Annotated in this window: 23 protein-coding genes and 1 tRNA gene; 10 read left to right on the top strand and 14 right to left on the bottom strand. The window is 66.0% G+C overall.

Translation table 11 applies throughout. From position 1 onward, the window contains the following. Window positions 1–97 precede the first annotated feature (97 nt). The gene (locus ACW176_RS13560; RefSeq protein WP_492109492.1) at window positions 98–736 is read left to right on the top strand and encodes an alpha/beta hydrolase; all 639 of its coding nucleotides are present in this window, start codon (window positions 98–100) and stop codon (window positions 734–736) included. On the opposite strand, the gene ACW176_RS13555 is transcribed toward ACW176_RS13560, so the two are convergent. Together ACW176_RS13555 and ACW176_RS13550 are read right to left on the bottom strand one after the other, a co-directional pair. Continuing rightward, on the bottom strand, window positions 733–3105 hold the full coding sequence (locus tag ACW176_RS13555) for a TonB-dependent receptor (protein WP_492109491.1): 2373 nt from the start codon (window positions 3103–3105) through the stop codon (window positions 733–735). The genes ACW176_RS13560 and ACW176_RS13555 overlap by 4 nt on opposite strands. A gap of 296 nt (window positions 3106–3401) precedes the next feature. After that, a tRNA-Leu gene (locus ACW176_RS13550) sits at window positions 3402–3486 on the bottom strand. 104 nt (window positions 3487–3590) lie between these two features. Here ACW176_RS13550 and ACW176_RS13545 point away from each other — a divergent pair. Beyond that, entirely contained in the window at window positions 3591–4598 is a 1008-nt protein-coding gene (locus tag ACW176_RS13545) for a P1 family peptidase (RefSeq protein ID WP_492111932.1), read from the top strand. Here ACW176_RS13545 and ACW176_RS13540 read toward each other — a convergent pair. The 3 genes from ACW176_RS13540 to ACW176_RS13530 all read right to left on the bottom strand — a co-directional run bounded on the left by ACW176_RS13540 (window position 4585) and on the right by ACW176_RS13530 (window position 6483). Beyond that, window positions 4585–5091 (bottom strand): MarR family winged helix-turn-helix transcriptional regulator, encoded by a 507-nt coding sequence (locus ACW176_RS13540; RefSeq protein WP_419317368.1) that lies wholly within the window; start codon window positions 5089–5091, stop codon window positions 4585–4587. The two genes, ACW176_RS13545 and ACW176_RS13540, sit on opposite strands and share 14 nt — an antisense overlap. A 238-nt stretch (window positions 5092–5329) precedes the next feature. Beyond that, a complete protein-coding gene (locus tag ACW176_RS13535; protein WP_492109490.1) occupies window positions 5330–6157 on the bottom strand; it encodes a hypothetical protein in 828 nt (275 codons plus the stop codon). A gap of 83 nt (window positions 6158–6240) precedes the next feature. Next, entirely contained in the window at window positions 6241–6483 is a 243-nt protein-coding gene (locus tag ACW176_RS13530) for a hypothetical protein (RefSeq protein WP_492111931.1), read from the bottom strand. Window positions 6484–6615: 132 nt separating this feature from the next. On the opposite strand from ACW176_RS13530, the gene ACW176_RS13525 reads away from it, so the two are divergent. Further along, a complete protein-coding gene (locus ACW176_RS13525; RefSeq protein ID WP_419255069.1) occupies window positions 6616–6798 on the top strand; it encodes a DUF3606 domain-containing protein in 183 nt (60 codons plus the stop codon). On the opposite strand, the gene ACW176_RS13520 is transcribed toward ACW176_RS13525, so the two are convergent. Then, window positions 6795–7217, bottom strand: a complete 423-nt coding sequence (locus tag ACW176_RS13520) for a hypothetical protein (RefSeq protein WP_419317370.1) — start codon at window positions 7215–7217, stop codon at window positions 6795–6797. The two genes, ACW176_RS13525 and ACW176_RS13520, sit on opposite strands and share 4 nt — an antisense overlap. 2 nt (window positions 7218–7219) lie before the next feature. Next, entirely contained in the window at window positions 7220–7474 is a 255-nt protein-coding gene (locus ACW176_RS13515; protein ID WP_492109489.1) for a DUF3297 family protein, read from the bottom strand. Window positions 7475–7800: 326 nt separating this feature from the next. Here ACW176_RS13515 and ACW176_RS13510 point away from each other — a divergent pair, with 326 nt between their 5' ends. The 4 genes from ACW176_RS13510 (at window position 7801) to ACW176_RS13495 (ending at window position 10353) form a co-directional block, all read left to right on the top strand. Continuing rightward, window positions 7801–8406: a YqaA family protein gene (locus ACW176_RS13510; protein ID WP_492109488.1), complete on the top strand. Its 606-nt coding sequence runs from the start codon at window positions 7801–7803 to the stop codon at window positions 8404–8406. Further along, on the top strand, window positions 8403–9032 hold the full coding sequence (locus tag ACW176_RS13505) for a disulfide bond formation protein B (RefSeq protein ID WP_492109487.1): 630 nt from the start codon (window positions 8403–8405) through the stop codon (window positions 9030–9032). Before ACW176_RS13510 ends, ACW176_RS13505 begins: the two co-directional genes overlap by 4 nt. After that, on the top strand, window positions 9029–9589 hold the full coding sequence (locus ACW176_RS13500; RefSeq protein WP_492109486.1) for a demethoxyubiquinone hydroxylase family protein: 561 nt from the start codon (window positions 9029–9031) through the stop codon (window positions 9587–9589). The genes ACW176_RS13505 and ACW176_RS13500 overlap by 4 nt, the downstream gene beginning before the upstream one ends. Window positions 9590–9831: 242 nt before the next feature. Then, a complete protein-coding gene (locus tag ACW176_RS13495; protein ID WP_492109485.1) occupies window positions 9832–10353 on the top strand; it encodes a VanZ family protein in 522 nt (173 codons plus the stop codon). A gap of 1 nt (window position 10354) precedes the next feature. Here the strand turns inward: ACW176_RS13495 and ACW176_RS13490 are convergent, their stop codons facing one another. Together ACW176_RS13490 and ACW176_RS13485 are read right to left on the bottom strand one after the other, a co-directional pair. Then, on the bottom strand, window positions 10355–10540 hold the full coding sequence (locus ACW176_RS13490; RefSeq protein ID WP_419317376.1) for a hypothetical protein: 186 nt from the start codon (window positions 10538–10540) through the stop codon (window positions 10355–10357). Continuing rightward, window positions 10541–10762 carry a hypothetical protein gene (locus tag ACW176_RS13485; protein ID WP_492109484.1) on the bottom strand — a complete coding sequence of 74 codons (222 nt, stop codon included), beginning with the start codon at window positions 10760–10762 and terminating at the stop codon, window positions 10541–10543. 108 nt (window positions 10763–10870) lie between these two features. Between ACW176_RS13485 and ACW176_RS13480 the strand changes: the two genes are divergently transcribed. Then, window positions 10871–11179, top strand: coding sequence for a hypothetical protein (locus tag ACW176_RS13480; RefSeq protein WP_492109483.1), 309 nt, complete (start codon window positions 10871–10873; stop codon window positions 11177–11179). A gap of 27 nt (window positions 11180–11206) precedes the next feature. Here the strand turns inward: ACW176_RS13480 and ACW176_RS13475 are convergent, their stop codons facing one another. The 4 genes from ACW176_RS13475 to ACW176_RS13460 form a co-directional block, all read right to left on the bottom strand. Next, window positions 11207–11770 carry an HNH endonuclease gene (locus tag ACW176_RS13475; protein ID WP_419321471.1) on the bottom strand — a complete coding sequence of 188 codons (564 nt, stop codon included), beginning with the start codon at window positions 11768–11770 and terminating at the stop codon, window positions 11207–11209. Window positions 11771–11933: 163 nt separating this feature from the next. Next, entirely contained in the window at window positions 11934–12581 is a 648-nt protein-coding gene (locus ACW176_RS13470) for a DNA-3-methyladenine glycosylase family protein (RefSeq protein WP_492109482.1), read from the bottom strand. Window positions 12582–12629: 48 nt separating this feature from the next. Beyond that, window positions 12630–13109, bottom strand: coding sequence for a transcription elongation factor GreA (gene greA, locus ACW176_RS13465; protein WP_419317380.1), 480 nt, complete (start codon window positions 13107–13109; stop codon window positions 12630–12632). A gap of 215 nt (window positions 13110–13324) precedes the next feature. Continuing rightward, window positions 13325–13435 (bottom strand): hypothetical protein, encoded by a 111-nt coding sequence (locus tag ACW176_RS13460; RefSeq protein WP_419317381.1) that lies wholly within the window; start codon window positions 13433–13435, stop codon window positions 13325–13327. 156 nt (window positions 13436–13591) lie between these two features. On the opposite strand from ACW176_RS13460, the gene ACW176_RS13455 reads away from it, so the two are divergent. After that, complete coding sequence (locus ACW176_RS13455) at window positions 13592–14212, top strand: TetR/AcrR family transcriptional regulator (RefSeq protein WP_492109481.1); 621 nt, start codon at window positions 13592–13594, stop codon at window positions 14210–14212. Window positions 14213–14216: 4 nt separating this feature from the next. Next, complete coding sequence (gene gluQRS / locus ACW176_RS13450; RefSeq protein ID WP_492109480.1) at window positions 14217–15056, top strand: tRNA glutamyl-Q(34) synthetase GluQRS; 840 nt, start codon at window positions 14217–14219, stop codon at window positions 15054–15056. Here gluQRS and ACW176_RS13445 read toward each other — a convergent pair. After that, window positions 15053–15787 carry a GNAT family N-acetyltransferase gene (locus tag ACW176_RS13445; RefSeq protein WP_492109479.1) on the bottom strand — a complete coding sequence of 245 codons (735 nt, stop codon included), beginning with the start codon at window positions 15785–15787 and terminating at the stop codon, window positions 15053–15055. The genes gluQRS and ACW176_RS13445 overlap by 4 nt on opposite strands.

The following is a 15787-nucleotide window of genomic DNA, read 5'->3' as shown; positions in this document are numbered from 1 at the left end:
GCTTCAGCTTCTCTATATTCCTACTAAATTGATCTGATTTGAACGGCGGGCGCGAAAACGGTTGGGTGCCTCACGACACCCCTCCGAGCATGGCGTGATGATCCGTTCCGAACCTTCCGGCTTTCGCACGCCGTCGTCTCCGCGTGACGACGCCGATGAGGCGCCGATCCTGATTGTGCCGGGGCTCTACAACTCCGGGCCAGACCATTGGCAGAGCCATTGGCAGCGCGACCTGCCCGGCGCAGAGCGGGTCGACCAGACCGACTGGGAGCGCCCCGCCCTGGGCGACTGGACCATCAGTCTGGCCGAGGCCGTGCGCCGGCGTCCGGGCGCGATCCTGGTGGCTCACAGCCTGGGCTGCGCTCTGGTCGCGCACCTTGCCCAGGTCACCAGCGGACGTGGCATCGGCGGGGCCCTTATGGTCGCGCCGGCAGACGTCAATCGCGAGGGACCGGCCGGACGCCTTCTGACAGGTTTTTCACCCATTCCGCGCCATCGCCTGCCGTTTCCGACCCTGGTCGTGGCCAGCCGAGACGATCCCTATGTGGAAATCGAGCGCGCCGAAGCCTTCGCACGCGGCTGGGGCGCGCGGTTCGTGGATCTGGGCCGCGCCGGGCACATCAATGTCGCGTCCGGTCATGGCGCGTGGATCAAGGGCCGCGCCCTGCTGGCCGAGCTGACCCGGGAAGTTGAGGCCGCCCGCGCGCCCGGAGGCGGCGAGCGGCCCCGGTTCTAGAAGTCCGCCGACAGGGTGAACTGGATCGTGCGATGCGAGCCCGGGCGGAAGGTCGCCAGGGTGTTCACGGTCGTGCCGATCGTGCCCAGATAGTCGGTGTCGAAGATGTTATCGACATTGACCCGCGCCTTGACCTGCTCGAACGGGCCAAAGCCGAAGCCGTCGCCCATGTCGAGATAGGCGTTCCAGATCATGTAGCCGGGCGCGTGCTCGCTGTTGATGAAGTTGGTGAAGCGGTCGTCGATCAGACGTCCCGACAGGTTGAACACCAGGCCGTCGGTCGGCTCGAGCGTGACCCCGCCCTGGAAGATCCATTCGGGGAAGTCAGGCACCTTCTTGCCGGCGATCTTCAGCGCGGCCGGCGTCGGCGTCAGGACGAAGTTGGCGATATCATCCTGAAATTCCGAAATATTGTACGAGATGTTGGTGTTGAAATAGACCTTGCCGTCGAAGAGATCCGGCTTCCACTGGCCGCTGAACTCGGCCCCCGACGCTTCAACCGCGCCGACATTCTGGAAGAAGCTCTCGGTGGTGGTGCTGCCGGGCACAGGCGCGGAGAACGACTGCAGGCGGTTCTTGAACTCGGTCTTGTAAACCACGAACGAGGCATTGAAGGTCGCCCGGTTGGCGCGATAGCCCAGCTCCCAGTTGGTCGAGGTTTCGGCCTCGGGCGCCGGGACCAGCGGGCTGGCGGCCGACAGCACGTCATCGGCGCCGCGCGGCAGGGCCATGTTCTCCGAGTATGACGCGAAGACCTGGTCGCGCGCGCCCACCGAATAGACCATGCCGATCTGTGGCAGGAAGCTGTCGGACCAGTTGGCCTTGATGCTGGGCTGACGGCGATTGATGTAGTCGGCCGGGTTGCGATAGCCGCTGATCTCGTAGTCGACGTCCAGCGTCTTGAACCCGAATTCCAGCTTCAGATCGTCGTCCAACAGGCTGAGCGTGTCCTTCAGGAAGAACTGCGTCGTCTGGCGGGTCGAGGTGTAGTTGCGCTGAAGGTGGACCGGTTCGTTGAGCAGCGGGGCGCCATCGGGATTGCCGCCCTGGACGTTATAGCGGGCCTGGGTGCGGTGGTAGTCGTCGTCCTCAAGCCAGACGCCGGCTTCGACCGTGTTGATCCCGATGCGCCATTCGCCCTTGGCCGTGACGCCCTGGCGCGTACCGTCGACGCCGGACAGGCCATACTGGATGCCCTTGGGCGCGGTCAGGCCGGCGACGATCAGGCGTTCTGCATTGTGGCTGGTCAGCGATGTCGCATAGGCCTCCGGCGAGACGCCATAGCCGCTCTTGTCCTCGTAATAGGCCGTGGCGGTCAGATCGATCGCCTCGCCCAGCGCGGTCTTCAGGGTCAGGCCGTAGAGGTGGTCCTTCCGCTTGTTGATCGCGAACTTGTAGTACTGATTATAGGCGGTGTTGGAGTAGGCGACGCCCGCCGTCGTCATCGGCAGCGAGGTCGCTGTCGCAGGCGAGCCGACAGCGCCCGATACCGGCACATAGCCCAGATAGGCGAAGTCGCGCCCTTTTCGGCCGAAGATGTCGTTGGCGTTCCCGAAATACTGCGCCTTGGTGATCGACGGCGAGTCGTAGTCGAAATAGTCGTTGTGCACGGTCTGGAACGTCAGGCTGGTCGCCTCGCCCATGTCCCAGCGCAGCTTGGCTTCATAGTGGGTGCGATCGATGGTGCCCGGGCCGCGCCACAGGTCGCCCTCGATCCACGAGCCGCTGACATAGCCCGAGAACGGGCCGACCTTGCCGCTCTCCAGCCGCAGGAAAGTGCGCTTGAGGGCGTCGCTGCCGCGCGTGTAGCTGGCCGAGCCGCCGGCCACTTCGCTGGGGGCCTGAGTGAAATAGTCGACGATCGGACCCAGCGACGCATAGCTGGGCAGAGCCACGTCGCCGGCCCCGGCCGAGGCCGTGACCCGCAGCAGGTTCTCGTTGTCGACATAGCGATAGATCGGGCTGCCGCCGAACTGGTCGCTGCGGCCCATGGGGATGTCGTCGAGCAGGAAGCCGATCTGCTGGAAGTTGAAGGCACGCACAGAGACCGAATTGCCGAACTCGTACATGCCCAGGGCGTCATTGGCCTGGACGTTGAAGCCCGGCAGGGACTCCAGCATCTTCAGGCCGGTGACGCCGGCCGGCGCCGAGAGCAGCGCCTCGCGCGTAATGGAAACCGTTGCGGTTGCCTGATCGGTGCCGATGGCGACGCTGGCTTCCGACACCCGCTTGCCGGTGACGACTACCAGATCAACCTCCGTCGACGGCGCGGCCTCCTGGGCCAGCACCGGCGTGGCGACGGCAAGGATCGAGGCCGCAAGAAGCGCCGGTTTGAGGCTTCGCGATCGGGTTTTTGGTTTGATGCTCATGACTATCCCCTCTTCGACCTCATCGCGCGGGGAGGCCCGACGAGATCCTGTTTGGTCCTAGGACTGACGAAGATGAGACGCCGATTTCAGGCGTTGGCCGCTCGCGAATGCCGCAACGCGCGCGAATCCCGGCGCACTGCACGGTGCGACACCGATCCGTCGCCTCGATCGCCCCAATATTAGGCGGCCCGGCGCGGGTGGCGGCGGAAGCGGCGGGTGAGGATGAACAGAGGACAGGATCGAAGATGGGAGGCAGGTCACCTGCGCAACACTGTCGCCTGACTTTTCAGATTGTCTGGTGCGGGCGGTCGGGGTCGAACCGACACTCCTTTCGGAACCGGATTTTGAGTCCGGCGCGTCTACCAGTTTCACCACGCCCGCAGACTTCGCTCTTCGCGAAGGGCCGTCTCTCTAGCAGGCGTCGGACACGAATTCCAGTGGCGAGGGGGCGGGTCTAGAGTCGTTGCGCACAGGAGATTCGCATGATGCCCCGCCCCGGCCCCCGCAACCTGATCACGGACGTTCCCGGACTGGCCGTGGGGTGCGCGCAGGATGAGGCTGTGCGCAGCGGCGTTACGGTGGTGCTTTGTCCAGAAGGCTGGAGCGCGGCTGTCGATGTGCGCGGGGGCGGCCCCGGGGTGCGCGAGACCGAGACGCTGGCGCCCGAAAACAGCTTCAGCCGGGCGCACGCCATCTGCCTGTCGGGCGGGTCGGTTTTCGGTCTTGGCGCGGCCGATGGGGTCGCCAGCATTCTTTCGTCCCGCGACGTAGGCGTTCGTCTCGCCGCCGGCTCGCCGGCCATTCCCATCGTCCCCGGCGCGGTATTGCACGACCTCGCCAACGGCGGCGACAAGAGCTGGGGACTGGACCCGCCCTATCGCGCTCTCGGGATGGCGGCGGTCGCCGCTGCCGGCCAGAGCTTCGAGCTTGGCGCCGTCGGCGCCGGACGCGGCGCGAAGGCGGGCCTCGTCAAGGGCGGACTGGGCTCGGCGTCGATCGATCTGGGCGGCGGCCTGATTGTCGGCGCCCTCGTCGCGGCCAATCCCGTCGGCTCGGTCTACATGCCGGATGGAGAAACCTTCTGGGCCTGGCCCTTCGAGATCGACGGCGAGTACGGCGGGCGCATCCCGACGGGCGCCGTTTCGGCGACTGAGCCCCTCCCCGACGAGTCGAAGCTCGGCGCCGCGGGGCGTTTGCGGACCGGCGCGAACACCACCCTGGCCGTCATCGCGGTTACGGCCGACCTTTCGACCGCCGAAGCCAAGCGGGTCGCCATGATGGCGCACGATGGCATGGGTCGCGCTGTGCGGCCGGCCCATACCGCTTTCGACGGCGACGTGGTTTTCGCCCTGGCGTCTGGCGCGGTGAGTCTGGGTGCTGATCCAGCCATACGGCCGGTCGAGGTCTCGCGCCTGGGATCGGCGGCGGCCGACTGCCTGGCCCGCGCCATCGCTCGCGCGGTCTACGAGGCCCGCGACTTCAGGGAATCATAGTCTCGCCGCCTGCCAACTGCGTGGCGGTGACTTCGAGACGCCCCAGCAGCCGCTTCAGCATCACGACCTCGCTGGGCGCCAGGCCAGACAGCAACGCCGCCTCATAGGCCAGGGCCATGGGCGCGATCTCGGCGAACAGGCGTCGTCCGGCGGCCGTCAACTCCAATCGGTGCGAACGGCGGTCGGCCCGGACGGTGGTCCGGTTCACCAGCCTGCGCTCAACAAGGTCCTGAGCCGCACGACTGACCCGGACCTTGTCCATGGCCGTGCGGGTCACAGCGGCGTGCGGGGTCAGCCCGCCCTCGGCCAGCACCGACATCAGCCGCCATTGCGGAATGGTCAGACCAAACCGGTCTTCATAGGCGCGCGCGATCAGCCGGCTGACAGCCGCAGCGGCCGTCACCAGTCGATAAGGGACGTAGTCGGCGAGACTCAGCGCCTCTTCAGGCGTTTCAGGAGTCGCTGTCGTCAGGGGAGAGACCGTTGCGGTCATGGCCCGTTCCTTTCGTCCTCCCGGGCGTGGTCGCGGGTTGTAAGACGACCTTTCGCCAATTCTTGCATCGTCATGTCAACCGATCCGGGATCAGTTTCGATCCGCGCCCGATTGATGTGGCGCTTTGAGCCGTATCGCCTCAATCGTCCAGCCACGACTTCGACAGAAATCCCCGATTTCGCGCGTCGGTTGTGCAGCCAGGGCGCCCCACGCACGCCTCATGGGCGCCGATGGCATGCTAGTGGTGCGAGGACGCTTTCAGCTTGAGCGCCTTGAGGTCGGGAAAAGGTGCGGTGCTGGTCAGCACGGCCTGGCAGCGCTCCAGTTCCCGCACACAGTCGCCCCGGCTCCAGAAGTCCGAAAACTCGACCACCGCCATCCGGACCTGTTTGGAAAAGTCCTTGTGATCCAGAACCTTGGCTTCCGGATGCTCAGCATGGTGGTCGTCAGCAGGCTTGACGGGATTGGCGATGACGACCGTCTGCCCGCCGAAGCGCGGACCAAGGATCGTCACATTCGGCGCGGCGGCCTCGACCACCGCCACCACGCAACGATCACACTGGCAGCTAGGATCGTGCCCGCCGTGGCCGACGGGCCCGCCGTGACCTGCTGCGCCGTGGCCGCCATGCTCAGCCGCCCCATGACCGTGACCCTGGCCATGACCATGACCGCCGCCATGGCCGTGCGCATCCTTGCCGCCCTTGTCCTTTTCCTCGAGCGGCTCGCCCTTGAGGGCCTCGGTCAAACCCTTCATCGCCTTGGCGCAAGGGCCGCCGAACTGGATAACGGGCCCGATCCGCCGCTGGACTTCCTCGACCAGTTCCTGGGTCTTCGACACCAGCTCGCCCGAGGGCGCGCTGGTTGCGGCCACACATTTGGCCTTGATAGCCTCATGGATGGTCTTGGTGACATCGCCATAGCCCGCGCTGTTGTCCTTGCGGCCGAGCATGCGGCCGGCGGCGAAGGCCAAGCCTGCGATCACCAGGGCCGCCAGAACCAGACCCATCAGCAGGGTCGGATCAAAGATCGGGATGGGCTGATCGACCGGAAACTCTGACTGGTACACCAAACCCTCCCCACACTGCGCGCCGACATGATGGCGCGACCTATGGTTAACGCAACCCAAGACCACTTGCACGGCGAAGGTTGTCACTCTTTGCGGGAAATCACGCCCCTGGCTCTCGCGCCCTGATCGTATCGCGACGCGCCGCCATAGACAGCAACCTCGCAAAGAATGTCGCCGCCCTCATCGGCGGCCCAGAGATAGTTTCGCTCGACCTCAACGTCGCGCCCCCCCGGCGAGATGCCTTCGAAGGTGTCGCCCCAGGGAATCACCCTGGCCAGGTCCCGCCAGGTCAGGGTCATGCCGCGCGACAGCTCGTCAGCCGCCATGGCTTCAAGATCGGGATCGCTCATCGACAGGCGCTCCTGGCTTCAGTTTTCGTGAACGATGGTGAGCTTTGAGCGTCGCCTCGACAACCGTCGGAGCGCAGGATAGGTCGCGGACGAACGCAGGAGACGATCATGGGCATTCCCAAGGGCAAGCGCGACTTTCGCGACGAAGACCGGCTCGATCCCCGCGAGCGCCACCAGCTCGAATACTGGATGAAGCGCTGGGGTGTGACCAAGGACCAGATGATCGCCGCTCACCGCAAGGTGGGCAACTCGATCAAGGACATCGGCGCGGAGCTGGGGAAAAAGCGCTAACGCTTGTCGCGCTGAAAGGCCTTGGCCTCGGCGGCCAGGGACGAGGTGGTGTGCGCGGTCTCTTCCGGCTCGGGGAAGAACGGCAGACTGCCGGCGACACCGCGCAGGGCCAGCCATAGCGGATGGCTGAAGTGGCCCAGGATGCGCAATGGCCGGCGCTTGTCGTCGGTGACGTCCCAGCCTTCCAGCTCGAACTGGTCGGCCTGTTCGCGCATCGACTTGATGTCGATGCCGTCCCAGCCTTCCGGATCAGGAATGACGGCGGCCTCGTCAGCTGTGAGTCCGAAGGTGTCGCGCGCCAGCTGATCGATCTCGGGAAACTCGGCACGCGCCTGGGGTTCGGCGAAGGCCGGCTTCATCAGGGCCCTGTGCTCCAGCTCCGCAAAGCCCGGCAGCTCGATCAGTCGGCGCAACGACATGGTCAGGCTTCGGTTTCGGCGGTGTCGCGGAAGTAAGGCACCACTTCGCCCTGCAGCTTGATGGTCATGGGGTTGCCCTTGCGATCCATCGTCTTGCCGGCGGTCACGCGCACCCAGCCTTCGCTGACGCAGTATTCGTCGACATTGGTCTTCTCGACGCCCTTGAAGCGGATGCCCACGCCGCGCTCAAGAAGCTCGGCGTTGTAGAACGGGCTGTCGGGATTGGTGGCCAGGCGGTCGGGAGGGGTGTCGCTCATCGGATCGGCTTTCGAATTTTTCGTGGGCGTGAGCCCTTGGACGGGGGTGATAGCCACCCGCCGCCGGAAATCCAAGCGCCGCGACGCCGCGCCCCTCACCTTGATCTCAGTTGGCCTCTGCCTTGGCCGGATCGGCGAGGTCGGGCCGCCAACTCGACAGTCCCCGAGGGCTACAGCCAGACAGGCCGCAACCACCGTGTCTCCCCGGCGGTGAATATCTAGCCAGAAGGCCCGGCGGCGCGGTCTGAAGACCGCATTGCCGATCATCGCGGAGGACAACGGCCGCGCCCCCTGCTAGCAACAGGCGTCACATAGCTGGAGCTCGCATGCTGCGTCGCCTGTACGACTGGGTCATGGGATTGGCCGCCTCGCGCCACGCCTCAAAGAGCCTTTTCGCCATCTCGTTCGCCGAGAGTTCTTTCTTTCCCATCCCGCCCGATGTGATGCTGGCGCCCATGGTGCTGGCCAGACCGGATCTGGCCTGGCGCTACGCGACGATCTGTACCGCAGCCTCGGTGCTGGGCGGCATCCTGGGTTACGCGATCGGCTTTTTCCTGCAGGATCTGGGCATCTGGATGATGGCCGTCACAGGCCATGCCGGCGGTCTGGCCGAGTTTCAGTGCTGGTATGGCAAGTATGGCGTCTGGGTGATCCTGGCCAAGGGCCTGACCCCCATTCCCTACAAGCTGGTGACCATCGCCTCCGGTCTGGCGGCGTTCAGCTTTCCGATGTTCATCATCGCCTCGGTCCTGACACGCGGCGCGCGGTTCTTCGCGGTCGCCTGGGTGGTCAAGAAGTTTGGTCCCGCCCTTTTGCCTGTCATCGAACGCCGCCTTGCCCTGTTTGCCGGCGGCCTGTTCCTGCTTCTTGTCATCGGCCTGACGGCTAGCCATTTCCTGGGTGGCAGCAGCGGAGGCGCTTGCGCGGTATGACGAGCGAGATCAACGATCCCAAGGCGACCACAGCCGAGCCTGCGCCGGCGCAAACGCCCGCTATCGAGCTGGTGCGCGGTCCGGCGGCGGTCGAGGCGCCTGCGCCGATCAAGGCGTCGATCATCGATCTCGGCTTGGCGTGGTGGCCGCTCATCGCCCTTCTGGCCAGCGCCGCCATGCTGGCGACCGCGCACGCCTTCGAGACCTTCGGCAAGCTCTACCCGTGCACCCTGTGCCTGCGGCAGCGCGAGGTGTTCTGGGTCGCCGGAACCGTGGCCCTGATCGCCCTGGGCGCGCGCTACAGCCCCTGGGCCGCAAGGCTGCGCCGGCCGTTCGATCTGCTGCTGGGCGTCATCTTCCTCTATGGCGCGGGCCTGGCGGCCTTTCATGCCGGTGTGGAATGGAAGTGGTGGCCGGGTCCGACCACCTGTAGCGGCGGGACCTCGGCGGCCGCCGGCGATCTGGTGGCCATGCTCAAGGGCGACAAGATCAAGCCCCCCGCTTGCGACGAGGCCGCCTGGATCTTCCTGGGCATCTCGATGGCCGGCTGGAACGCCCTGATCTCGCTGGGGCTCGCCGCCGCCGCGCTGACGGCGGGTCTGCGCAAGACCGAGGCCATGCGATGAGCAGCCCTGCCCCTCGCCGCCCCGGCGCCGGCGCCGCCCGGGCGCGCCTGGCCGAGATCCTGCGCGTCGATCAGGCCGGCGAACTTGCTGCGGTAAACATCTATCGCGGTCAGGCGGCGGTGATGCGCGCCAGCCCCGGCCGCGAACGTCTGGCAGAGCAACTCAAGGAGATGGAGGGCCACGAACAGGTCCACCTCAGCCGCTTCGATCAGTTGCTGACCGAGCGCGGCGTGCGCCCCACCCTGATGTCGCCACTATGGCGCGCAGCGGCCTTCGCGCTGGGCGCAGGCACCGCCCTGCTGGGCGAAAAGGCCGCCCACGCCTGCACTGAAGCGGTCGAGACCGTTATCGAAAAACACTATGCCGGCCAGATCGCCGAGCTTACCGACCGCGATCCGGAACTGGCGGCCGAGCTCTCGCAGTTTCGCGACGACGAACTGGCCCATCGCGACCTCGCCATCGAGGAAGGCGCCCGCGAAGCCCTCGCCTATCCCCTGCTGAGCGCCGTGATCCAGGCGGGCTGTCGGGCCGCGATCAAGATCAGCGAGAAGATCTGATCCTCTTGGCGTTCGCGCCGGCCCGGCCTACCCATGCCGGCAAACGCACCGACCTGGGAGTCCCGCTTGTCTCGTCCGCCCCTCCGCCCCGCGGCCGCCTGTGCGATTTTCCGGCCGGCGCTGAGCGCGGGAAGCACGGACGGCCGCCCGGGCCGGCCTGAATTCATCCTCGGTTGACGATGTTCATTCACTGAATGGGGGCGAGGTCGTGGCTATGAAGCGGCCTCACCGAGAGCCCATCCATGCTGACGCCCAACCATGTTGTGATCGCCGCCCGCGCCGTACTGCTGGTCGGCGCGGTGACCGCCACGATCCTGATGCTGGGGCCATTTCAGGGGATGGAAGCGGTCGTCGGCCTGACCGACAAGAGCGCTCACGCTATCGCTTTCGGCGGCCTTACGGCGGTGTCCTTCGCCGCATTCCCCCGCATGCGTCGCTCGGACCTGGCTCGGGCCGCCTTGGTCCTTGGGGGAGCCGCGGAGGTCGCACAGATGTTTGGTGGCCGAAGCGCCAGCCTTGCAGACTGGGCCGCCGACGCCGTGGGTATCTTGACGGTCTATGGTTCCAGCCTGATCGAAAGCGCAAGAAAGATGGCGCGCGACCATGGCAACCTGCCCTTTTCGGCCATCAAAGCCATGAGCGAGCGTTCGGCGGGTCGCAGAGGCAACGCAGTAATGACGCCGATCGCGACGAGCCAGGGCGAACACCCCGACCGTTTTGCAGATCGCGCAGCGCGACGCTTCCCTCGACGCGACCCCGTCTAGATCAGGTCGCCGCCGCCAGTGCTTCCTGTCCTTCCGGGGTGATCTTCCAGCCCACGCGATCGCGCTGCGCGTAGCCCAGATCGGTCAGGGCGCGCGCATCGCTGATATTGATCCAATCGACATCATCGCCCGCCTGCTTGCGGGCGAGATTTTTTAACGCCAGCATCTGGCCTTCGGACAAGGCCATCTATCCAGCGTCCAACGCCGGTTCGACCGTCTCGGCGTCCGCCGGGCGAGCGGCTTCGCACAGCTTGCGCAGTTGCTTGAGCATGGAAGGGCCGCTGATCTGGCTGGGCGCGTCGGAGAAGCCCTCGGTCTTCAGCTGACGCCGAATGTCGGAGATGGTCGAGTATTCACCAGACCGCGCCAGTTGGAAGGCGCGTTCGAGAGTGGTTGGTCTGTTGGTCATGCGTCACCGTACAGGAGACGGTCCTCGACAGCGAGGTGTTGTTCTTTCGAACACGCAGGAACAAGCGTGGCCGGGAAACGTTGGTCAGCATCATCAGAGGACATGACCATGACTGATACCAAGCAGAAACAAGACGACTCCGCTCCCGGCGTGCTTGGCGACTGGTCCCAGGCTCAGGACCTCGGCCAGCCAGGCCATCCGGAAGATCGCGTCAGCGAAACCGACGTGAAGGAAGCCTTCCAGAAAGAAGACACCCCGACGACCCGATCGGTGGAGCCCGTGCCGGAAGGTGAAAAGCACGACCAGCTCGCCGAGCATGTGGATCTCGCCGAAGATCGGCAAGAGGCCCTGATCGACGAGAGCCTTGAGGAAAGCTTCCCAGCCAGCGATCCGCCGAGCGCCAAGCGGATCACCTGACGCGACAGGCCGCTTTTCGCCGAAGCATCACGCCTCCAGTTCGATGTCCCAATAGAGGTAGTCGAGCCAGCTGGCGTGCAGGTGTCCCGGCGGGAAGCGGCGACCGCGGTCCTGCAGTTCGTGCATGCTGGGTCTACGCGCCGTGTGAAACGGGTGCATGCCCGCCTCGCGCGGCGTTCGCCCGCCCTTGCGCAGATTGCAGGGCGCGCAAGCCGTGATGATGTTCTCCCAGGTCGTACGCCCGCCGCGAGAGCGGGGGATGACATGATCAAAAGTCAGGTCGTCGAGGGAGGAGCAGTACTGGCACGTAAACGCATCGCGCAGAAATAGGTTGAAGCGCGTGAAGGCCGGCGGCCGGTCCTGCGGCACATACTGCTTCAGCGACACAACGCTGGGCAGCTTCATCTCGAACGACGGCGAATGCACGACGTGGTCATAGGTCGACACGACCTCGACACGCTCAAGGAACACCGCCTTGATCACCTCCTGCCATGGCCAGAGGGACAGCGGATAATAGCTGAGAGGCCGATAGTCGGCGTTCAGCACCAACGCCGGCATGCCGGACGGTGGACGGGAGAGAACCTGCATCAGGACCTCCCTCTGGAGCCGCAAAGGCTCCTGTGAATCGGATACGCGATCGGACTGAAGACGGGCCTCCTTCCTACGCATTCAAAGGGAATCGCCATTCATTCCCGAACGCCTTCAAAGGATGATCCAACTCCGCGACGGAACCAAGACATCTGACGGCAAGCGATCAGAATGGTGGAATTTCGCCCTTTTTTACCGCGCCATAGCAGCGCCAGAGCAAATGGGCCGCGACGGCCCGATAGGGTTTCCAGGCCTCGGCTCGGGCATAGGCCTGCTTCTCGTTTGGCCTGATCTCGGCGCGGTCTGTCCAGCGCATGGCTTCCTGCAAGGCGACATCACCGGCGGGGAAAACGTCCAGGCGTCCCTCGCAGAACATCAGATAGGTCTCTGCCGTCCAGCGGCCGATGCCCTTGACCGCCATCAGGGCGGCCGTGGCTTCATCGTCCGACATATGGCGCAGAGCGTTCAAGTCGCAGAGACCCGAGACATGCGCTTCGGCGATGGCGCGGGCGTAGCGAACCTTGGGCCGCGACAGGCCCATGCCCTGCAGGTCGACATCCTCCAGCGCCAGCACCTTCGCAGGCGACACCTCCCCGAGCCCCGCCTCCACCCGGCTCCAGATGGCCCCGGCCGAAGCCAGGGACACCTGTTGATAGACGATCAGTCGAAGAAGGCCGGCGAAACCGGGCACGGCGGTCCGCCACGGGAACTCCGGCGTCACGGCCTCGATGGCCGCCAGGGCGGGATCGATCGCCGAGAGATGGGCGCGAGCATCCCGGATCTGCTCGGCGGTGGGGGAAAGGTCTGCGGTCACCCCACGAGCAGACCATCCACGCCCTGCGGCGGCAACCCGATCCTTGCTCTATGCGATGGAGACGATCTCAACCTCGCCGCCCGCAACCATGGCCGTGTCGCCGATGGTCTTGCCGAGCAACGCCCGGGCCAGCGGCGAAACATAGGAAACCGACCCGTCAGCCGGATCGGCCTCGTCCTCGCCGACAATGCGGAACGTCTGGCGACGGCCGTCCTCGCGGTCGAAGGTGACGGCCTGACCGAAATGCACCACGTCGACGGGCCCCGCAGGCTCCGTCAACTGGGCGCTGGCCCTGCGCGCAGCATAGAATCGCAGGTCGCGAGTGGCCCGGGCCATGGCCGTACGATCCTCAGCGACGCCGCCCGTGGCCTGAGCGGCGCTGTAGGCGGCGCGGGCGTCCGCCAGCCACGTCTCGAGCTGAGCCAGGCCCCTGGCCGTGACCAGGTTGGGATTGGGGGAAATCGGCCGATCGAGCAGGTCGGCGGCGAAGGCCTCGCTGTCGCCTTCCTTGGTGAAGGCGACGCTCATCGGCGGGTGATCTGGACTGAAATCAACATGGGCTGGAAATCCGAAGGCCGGCGGGATGTTCCCGGCGCGGACCGAAGGTCCCAGGCGCGTCGGCTCCTTGTGCTAGCCTCCGGCGCAAAGCGTTTCAAGCGCGGGCGCCTCGCAAGCCAGCAGCGAACGCGACGGCGGGACGGTCTTTTGCAGAACCAGCCCCGTCGTTCGCGGACAAAGCGACCTTACAGAACGACGCCCGCGACGGCGCCGGCGACAGCCAGGGCGAGCACAAGGAAGTAACCGCCGGCCAGCCGGTCGAAGGTGGTTTCAAAAGCTTTGAGCGAGCGGAGCATGATGCAAATCCCTCTTGGTTAGTCGGCCCAGCCGGTTGCCGGTCGGAGCCCTGTCCGATCTGGACGGTGTTTAGATAGCATCGATCTAAACGCCGTCAAGATAATCTTTACAGTGCTTGGATGAAATTTTGGAAAGGAGGCGCTAGAGTGAGGACGATGACCAACGCAGCTACCGAATCCCGCCCCTATCACCACGGCGACCTGAGCCGTGCCCTGGTCGATGCCGCTCGCCGCATTCTGGAAAAGGACGGTCCGGCGGCGCTGTCCCTGCGCGCAGTGGCGCGTGAAGCTGGCGTCAGCCCCGCAGCGCCCTATCACCACTTCAAGGACAAGGGCGAACTGCTGGAAGCGGTCGCCCACGAGGGCTGGTTGGCGCTGGATGCCGCTTTGACCCAGTCTCGCGCCTCAGCCACCAATGCGCGCGACCGGATGACCAGCATCGGCGTGACCTATGTGCAGTTCGCGCGCGACAACCCCGCCCTCTACCGCGTGATGTACGACTGTTCGCGCGACAAGGACGCCTTGCCCGAACAGATGAAAGAGGAAGGCGCCTATTGCCAGGTGCGCAACACCATCTCCGAACAGTCCAGTGGCGGGGTTACCGACATCGATCTGGAACTGGCCACCATCGCGGCCTGGTGCGCGGGCCATGGCCTGGCCGAGATGATCAGCTTCAAGCAGTTCGCGCCGCTCAAGGAGCTGCTGGGCGGCGAAGACGCCTTCCTGCGGGCCGTATTCGAACACCTGGGCATGTTCACGAAGTTCGACCGGGGCTGAGCCCTTGGCGTTCGCCACCCGGTTCGCGCCGTCGCCGACGGGCTACCTGCATCGCGGTCATGCCTTTTCGGCCCTGACGGCTTTCGAGGCCGCGCGCGCTGCGGGCGGGCGCTTCATCCTGCGCATCGAGGACATCGACGCCACCCGCAGCCGGCCCGAATATGAGGCGGCGATCGCGGAGGATTTGGCCTGGCTGGGTCTGGACTGGGAACAGCCCGTCCGCCGCCAGTCCGAGCATCTGGCCGACTACCACGCCGCCATCGAGGCCCTGCGCGAGCGCGGCCTCGTCTATCGCTGCTTTCGCACCCGCAAGGAGCTGGATATCGGTCGCGCGCCGCACGCGCCGCAAACGCCCTTCATCGGCGGTCCCTTGTCGCCCGCCGAAGAGGCTGAACGCCTGGAGCGGGGCGAGGCCTTCGCCTGGCGGCTATCGCTGTCAGCGGCGAAAAAGGCGCTCGGCGGGTTCGATGACCTGACCTTCTTTGAGGAGGGGGCCGGCCCTGACGGTCAGTCCGGTCTGATTCAGGCCCGTCCCGAAAGCGCTGGAGACATCGTGCTGGCGCGCAAGGACGTCGGCGTCGCCTATCATCTGGCGGTCGTTCTGGACGACGCCCTGCAAGGCGTCACCCACGTCATCCGTGGCGAGGACCTGTTCGAGGCGGCGCACATCCAGCGACTGCTGCAGGCCCTGCTGAACCTGCCCACGCCGACCTATCGTCACCACCGCCTGCTGACCGGCCCTGACGGCAAGCGCTACGCCAAGCGCGACAGGGCCCAGACCCTGCGCGAACTCAGGGCGGCGGGAGTCACGCCAGCGGACCTGCGCGCGGAGATGGGTGTCTAGCGGACCCAGTAGCGATAGGCGTAGCCGGCCGCAAACCCGTCGCGTTCATAGAGGGCGATAGCCGGCCCGTTGCTGGCCTCAACCTGCAGATAGGCGCGACGCGCGCCCAGCAGGGCCGCCTCGGCCAGCAGGGCCCCGAGCACCCTCCGCGCGAGGCCTTTGCGACGATGCTCAGGCGTCGTGCGCATGCCAAACACCCCGACCCACTCGCCCTCCACGGCGCAGGCGCCCAGGGCCGCGGGCTGTCCATCGACGACCAGGCGTGCGAAACGCGCCGGGGCCGGGATGCGGGCCAGGGTTTCCAGCCGCTCCCGGGCGTCATCGAAATTGCCGCCCGCCGAGGCCGTGAGCACCGCCTCGAAGCTGGGGTCGGGCGCGGCGGAAAGGGTCACTTCCGGATCGGATTGTCCCAGGGCGGGGCCGATCATCACCAGGGTCTTCTTGCCGTCCGCATAGCCCCGCCGCGAAAGACGTTGCGGCAAGTCTTCCGGCATTGTCGCGCCGTCGGTCAGCTTGAAGCGCGGCGGCAAGCCTCGCGCCTGGAACCAGGCTTCGGCCGCGTCGATCGCCGTCTCGATCTCGCGATCCGGTTCGCCCAGCGGCCAGCAGGCATTGGTCCGCATCGACCAGCCTTCGGCAGCGTTCAGCCGCCAGCCGCCGAGCGCCGAGCGTTCGCGCGCCGGCCAGGCCCGGTCAGCGATCGGTTCCAGAACGGCGGGATCGACGTCCAA

The organism is Caulobacter sp. FV1ye13L, from assembly GCF_058681155.1.
The sequence above is the reverse complement of the archived record's forward strand: the minus strand, read 5'-3'. Positions and strand labels throughout refer to the sequence as shown.

Bases quoted from the DNA above. Each gene is read 5' to 3' on its own strand.
- ACW176_RS13560 (WP_492109492.1), top strand. From the start codon at position 98: ATGATCCGTTCCGAACCTTCCGGCTTTCGCACGCCGTCGTCTCCGCGT.
- ACW176_RS13555 (WP_492109491.1), bottom strand. From the start codon at position 3,105: ATGAGCATCAAACCAAAAACCCGATCGCGAAGCCTCAAACCGGCGCTT.
- ACW176_RS13545 (WP_492111932.1), top strand. From the start codon at position 3,591: ATGCCCCGCCCCGGCCCCCGCAACCTGATCACGGACGTTCCCGGACTG.
- ACW176_RS13540 (WP_419317368.1), bottom strand. From the start codon at position 5,091: ATGACCGCAACGGTCTCTCCCCTGACGACAGCGACTCCTGAAACGCCT.
- ACW176_RS13530 (WP_492111931.1), bottom strand. From the start codon at position 6,483: ATGGCGGCTGACGAGCTGTCGCGCGGCATGACCCTGACCTGGCGGGAC.
- ACW176_RS13525 (WP_419255069.1), top strand. From the start codon at position 6,616: ATGGGCATTCCCAAGGGCAAGCGCGACTTTCGCGACGAAGACCGGCTC.
- ACW176_RS13520 (WP_419317370.1), bottom strand. From the start codon at position 7,217: ATGTCGTTGCGCCGACTGATCGAGCTGCCGGGCTTTGCGGAGCTGGAG.
- ACW176_RS13515 (WP_492109489.1), bottom strand. From the start codon at position 7,474: ATGAGCGACACCCCTCCCGACCGCCTGGCCACCAATCCCGACAGCCCG.
- ACW176_RS13510 (WP_492109488.1), top strand. From the start codon at position 7,801: ATGCTGCGTCGCCTGTACGACTGGGTCATGGGATTGGCCGCCTCGCGC.
- ACW176_RS13505 (WP_492109487.1), top strand. From the start codon at position 8,403: ATGACGAGCGAGATCAACGATCCCAAGGCGACCACAGCCGAGCCTGCG.
- ACW176_RS13500 (WP_492109486.1), top strand. From the start codon at position 9,029: ATGAGCAGCCCTGCCCCTCGCCGCCCCGGCGCCGGCGCCGCCCGGGCG.
- ACW176_RS13495 (WP_492109485.1), top strand. From the start codon at position 9,832: ATGCTGACGCCCAACCATGTTGTGATCGCCGCCCGCGCCGTACTGCTG.
- ACW176_RS13490 (WP_419317376.1), bottom strand. From the start codon at position 10,540: ATGGCCTTGTCCGAAGGCCAGATGCTGGCGTTAAAAAATCTCGCCCGC.
- ACW176_RS13485 (WP_492109484.1), bottom strand. From the start codon at position 10,762: ATGACCAACAGACCAACCACTCTCGAACGCGCCTTCCAACTGGCGCGG.
- ACW176_RS13480 (WP_492109483.1), top strand. From the start codon at position 10,871: ATGACTGATACCAAGCAGAAACAAGACGACTCCGCTCCCGGCGTGCTT.
- greA (WP_419317380.1), bottom strand. From the start codon at position 13,109: ATGAGCGTCGCCTTCACCAAGGAAGGCGACAGCGAGGCCTTCGCCGCC.
- ACW176_RS13460 (WP_419317381.1), bottom strand. From the start codon at position 13,435: ATGCTCCGCTCGCTCAAAGCTTTTGAAACCACCTTCGACCGGCTGGCC.
- ACW176_RS13455 (WP_492109481.1), top strand. From the start codon at position 13,592: ATGACCAACGCAGCTACCGAATCCCGCCCCTATCACCACGGCGACCTG.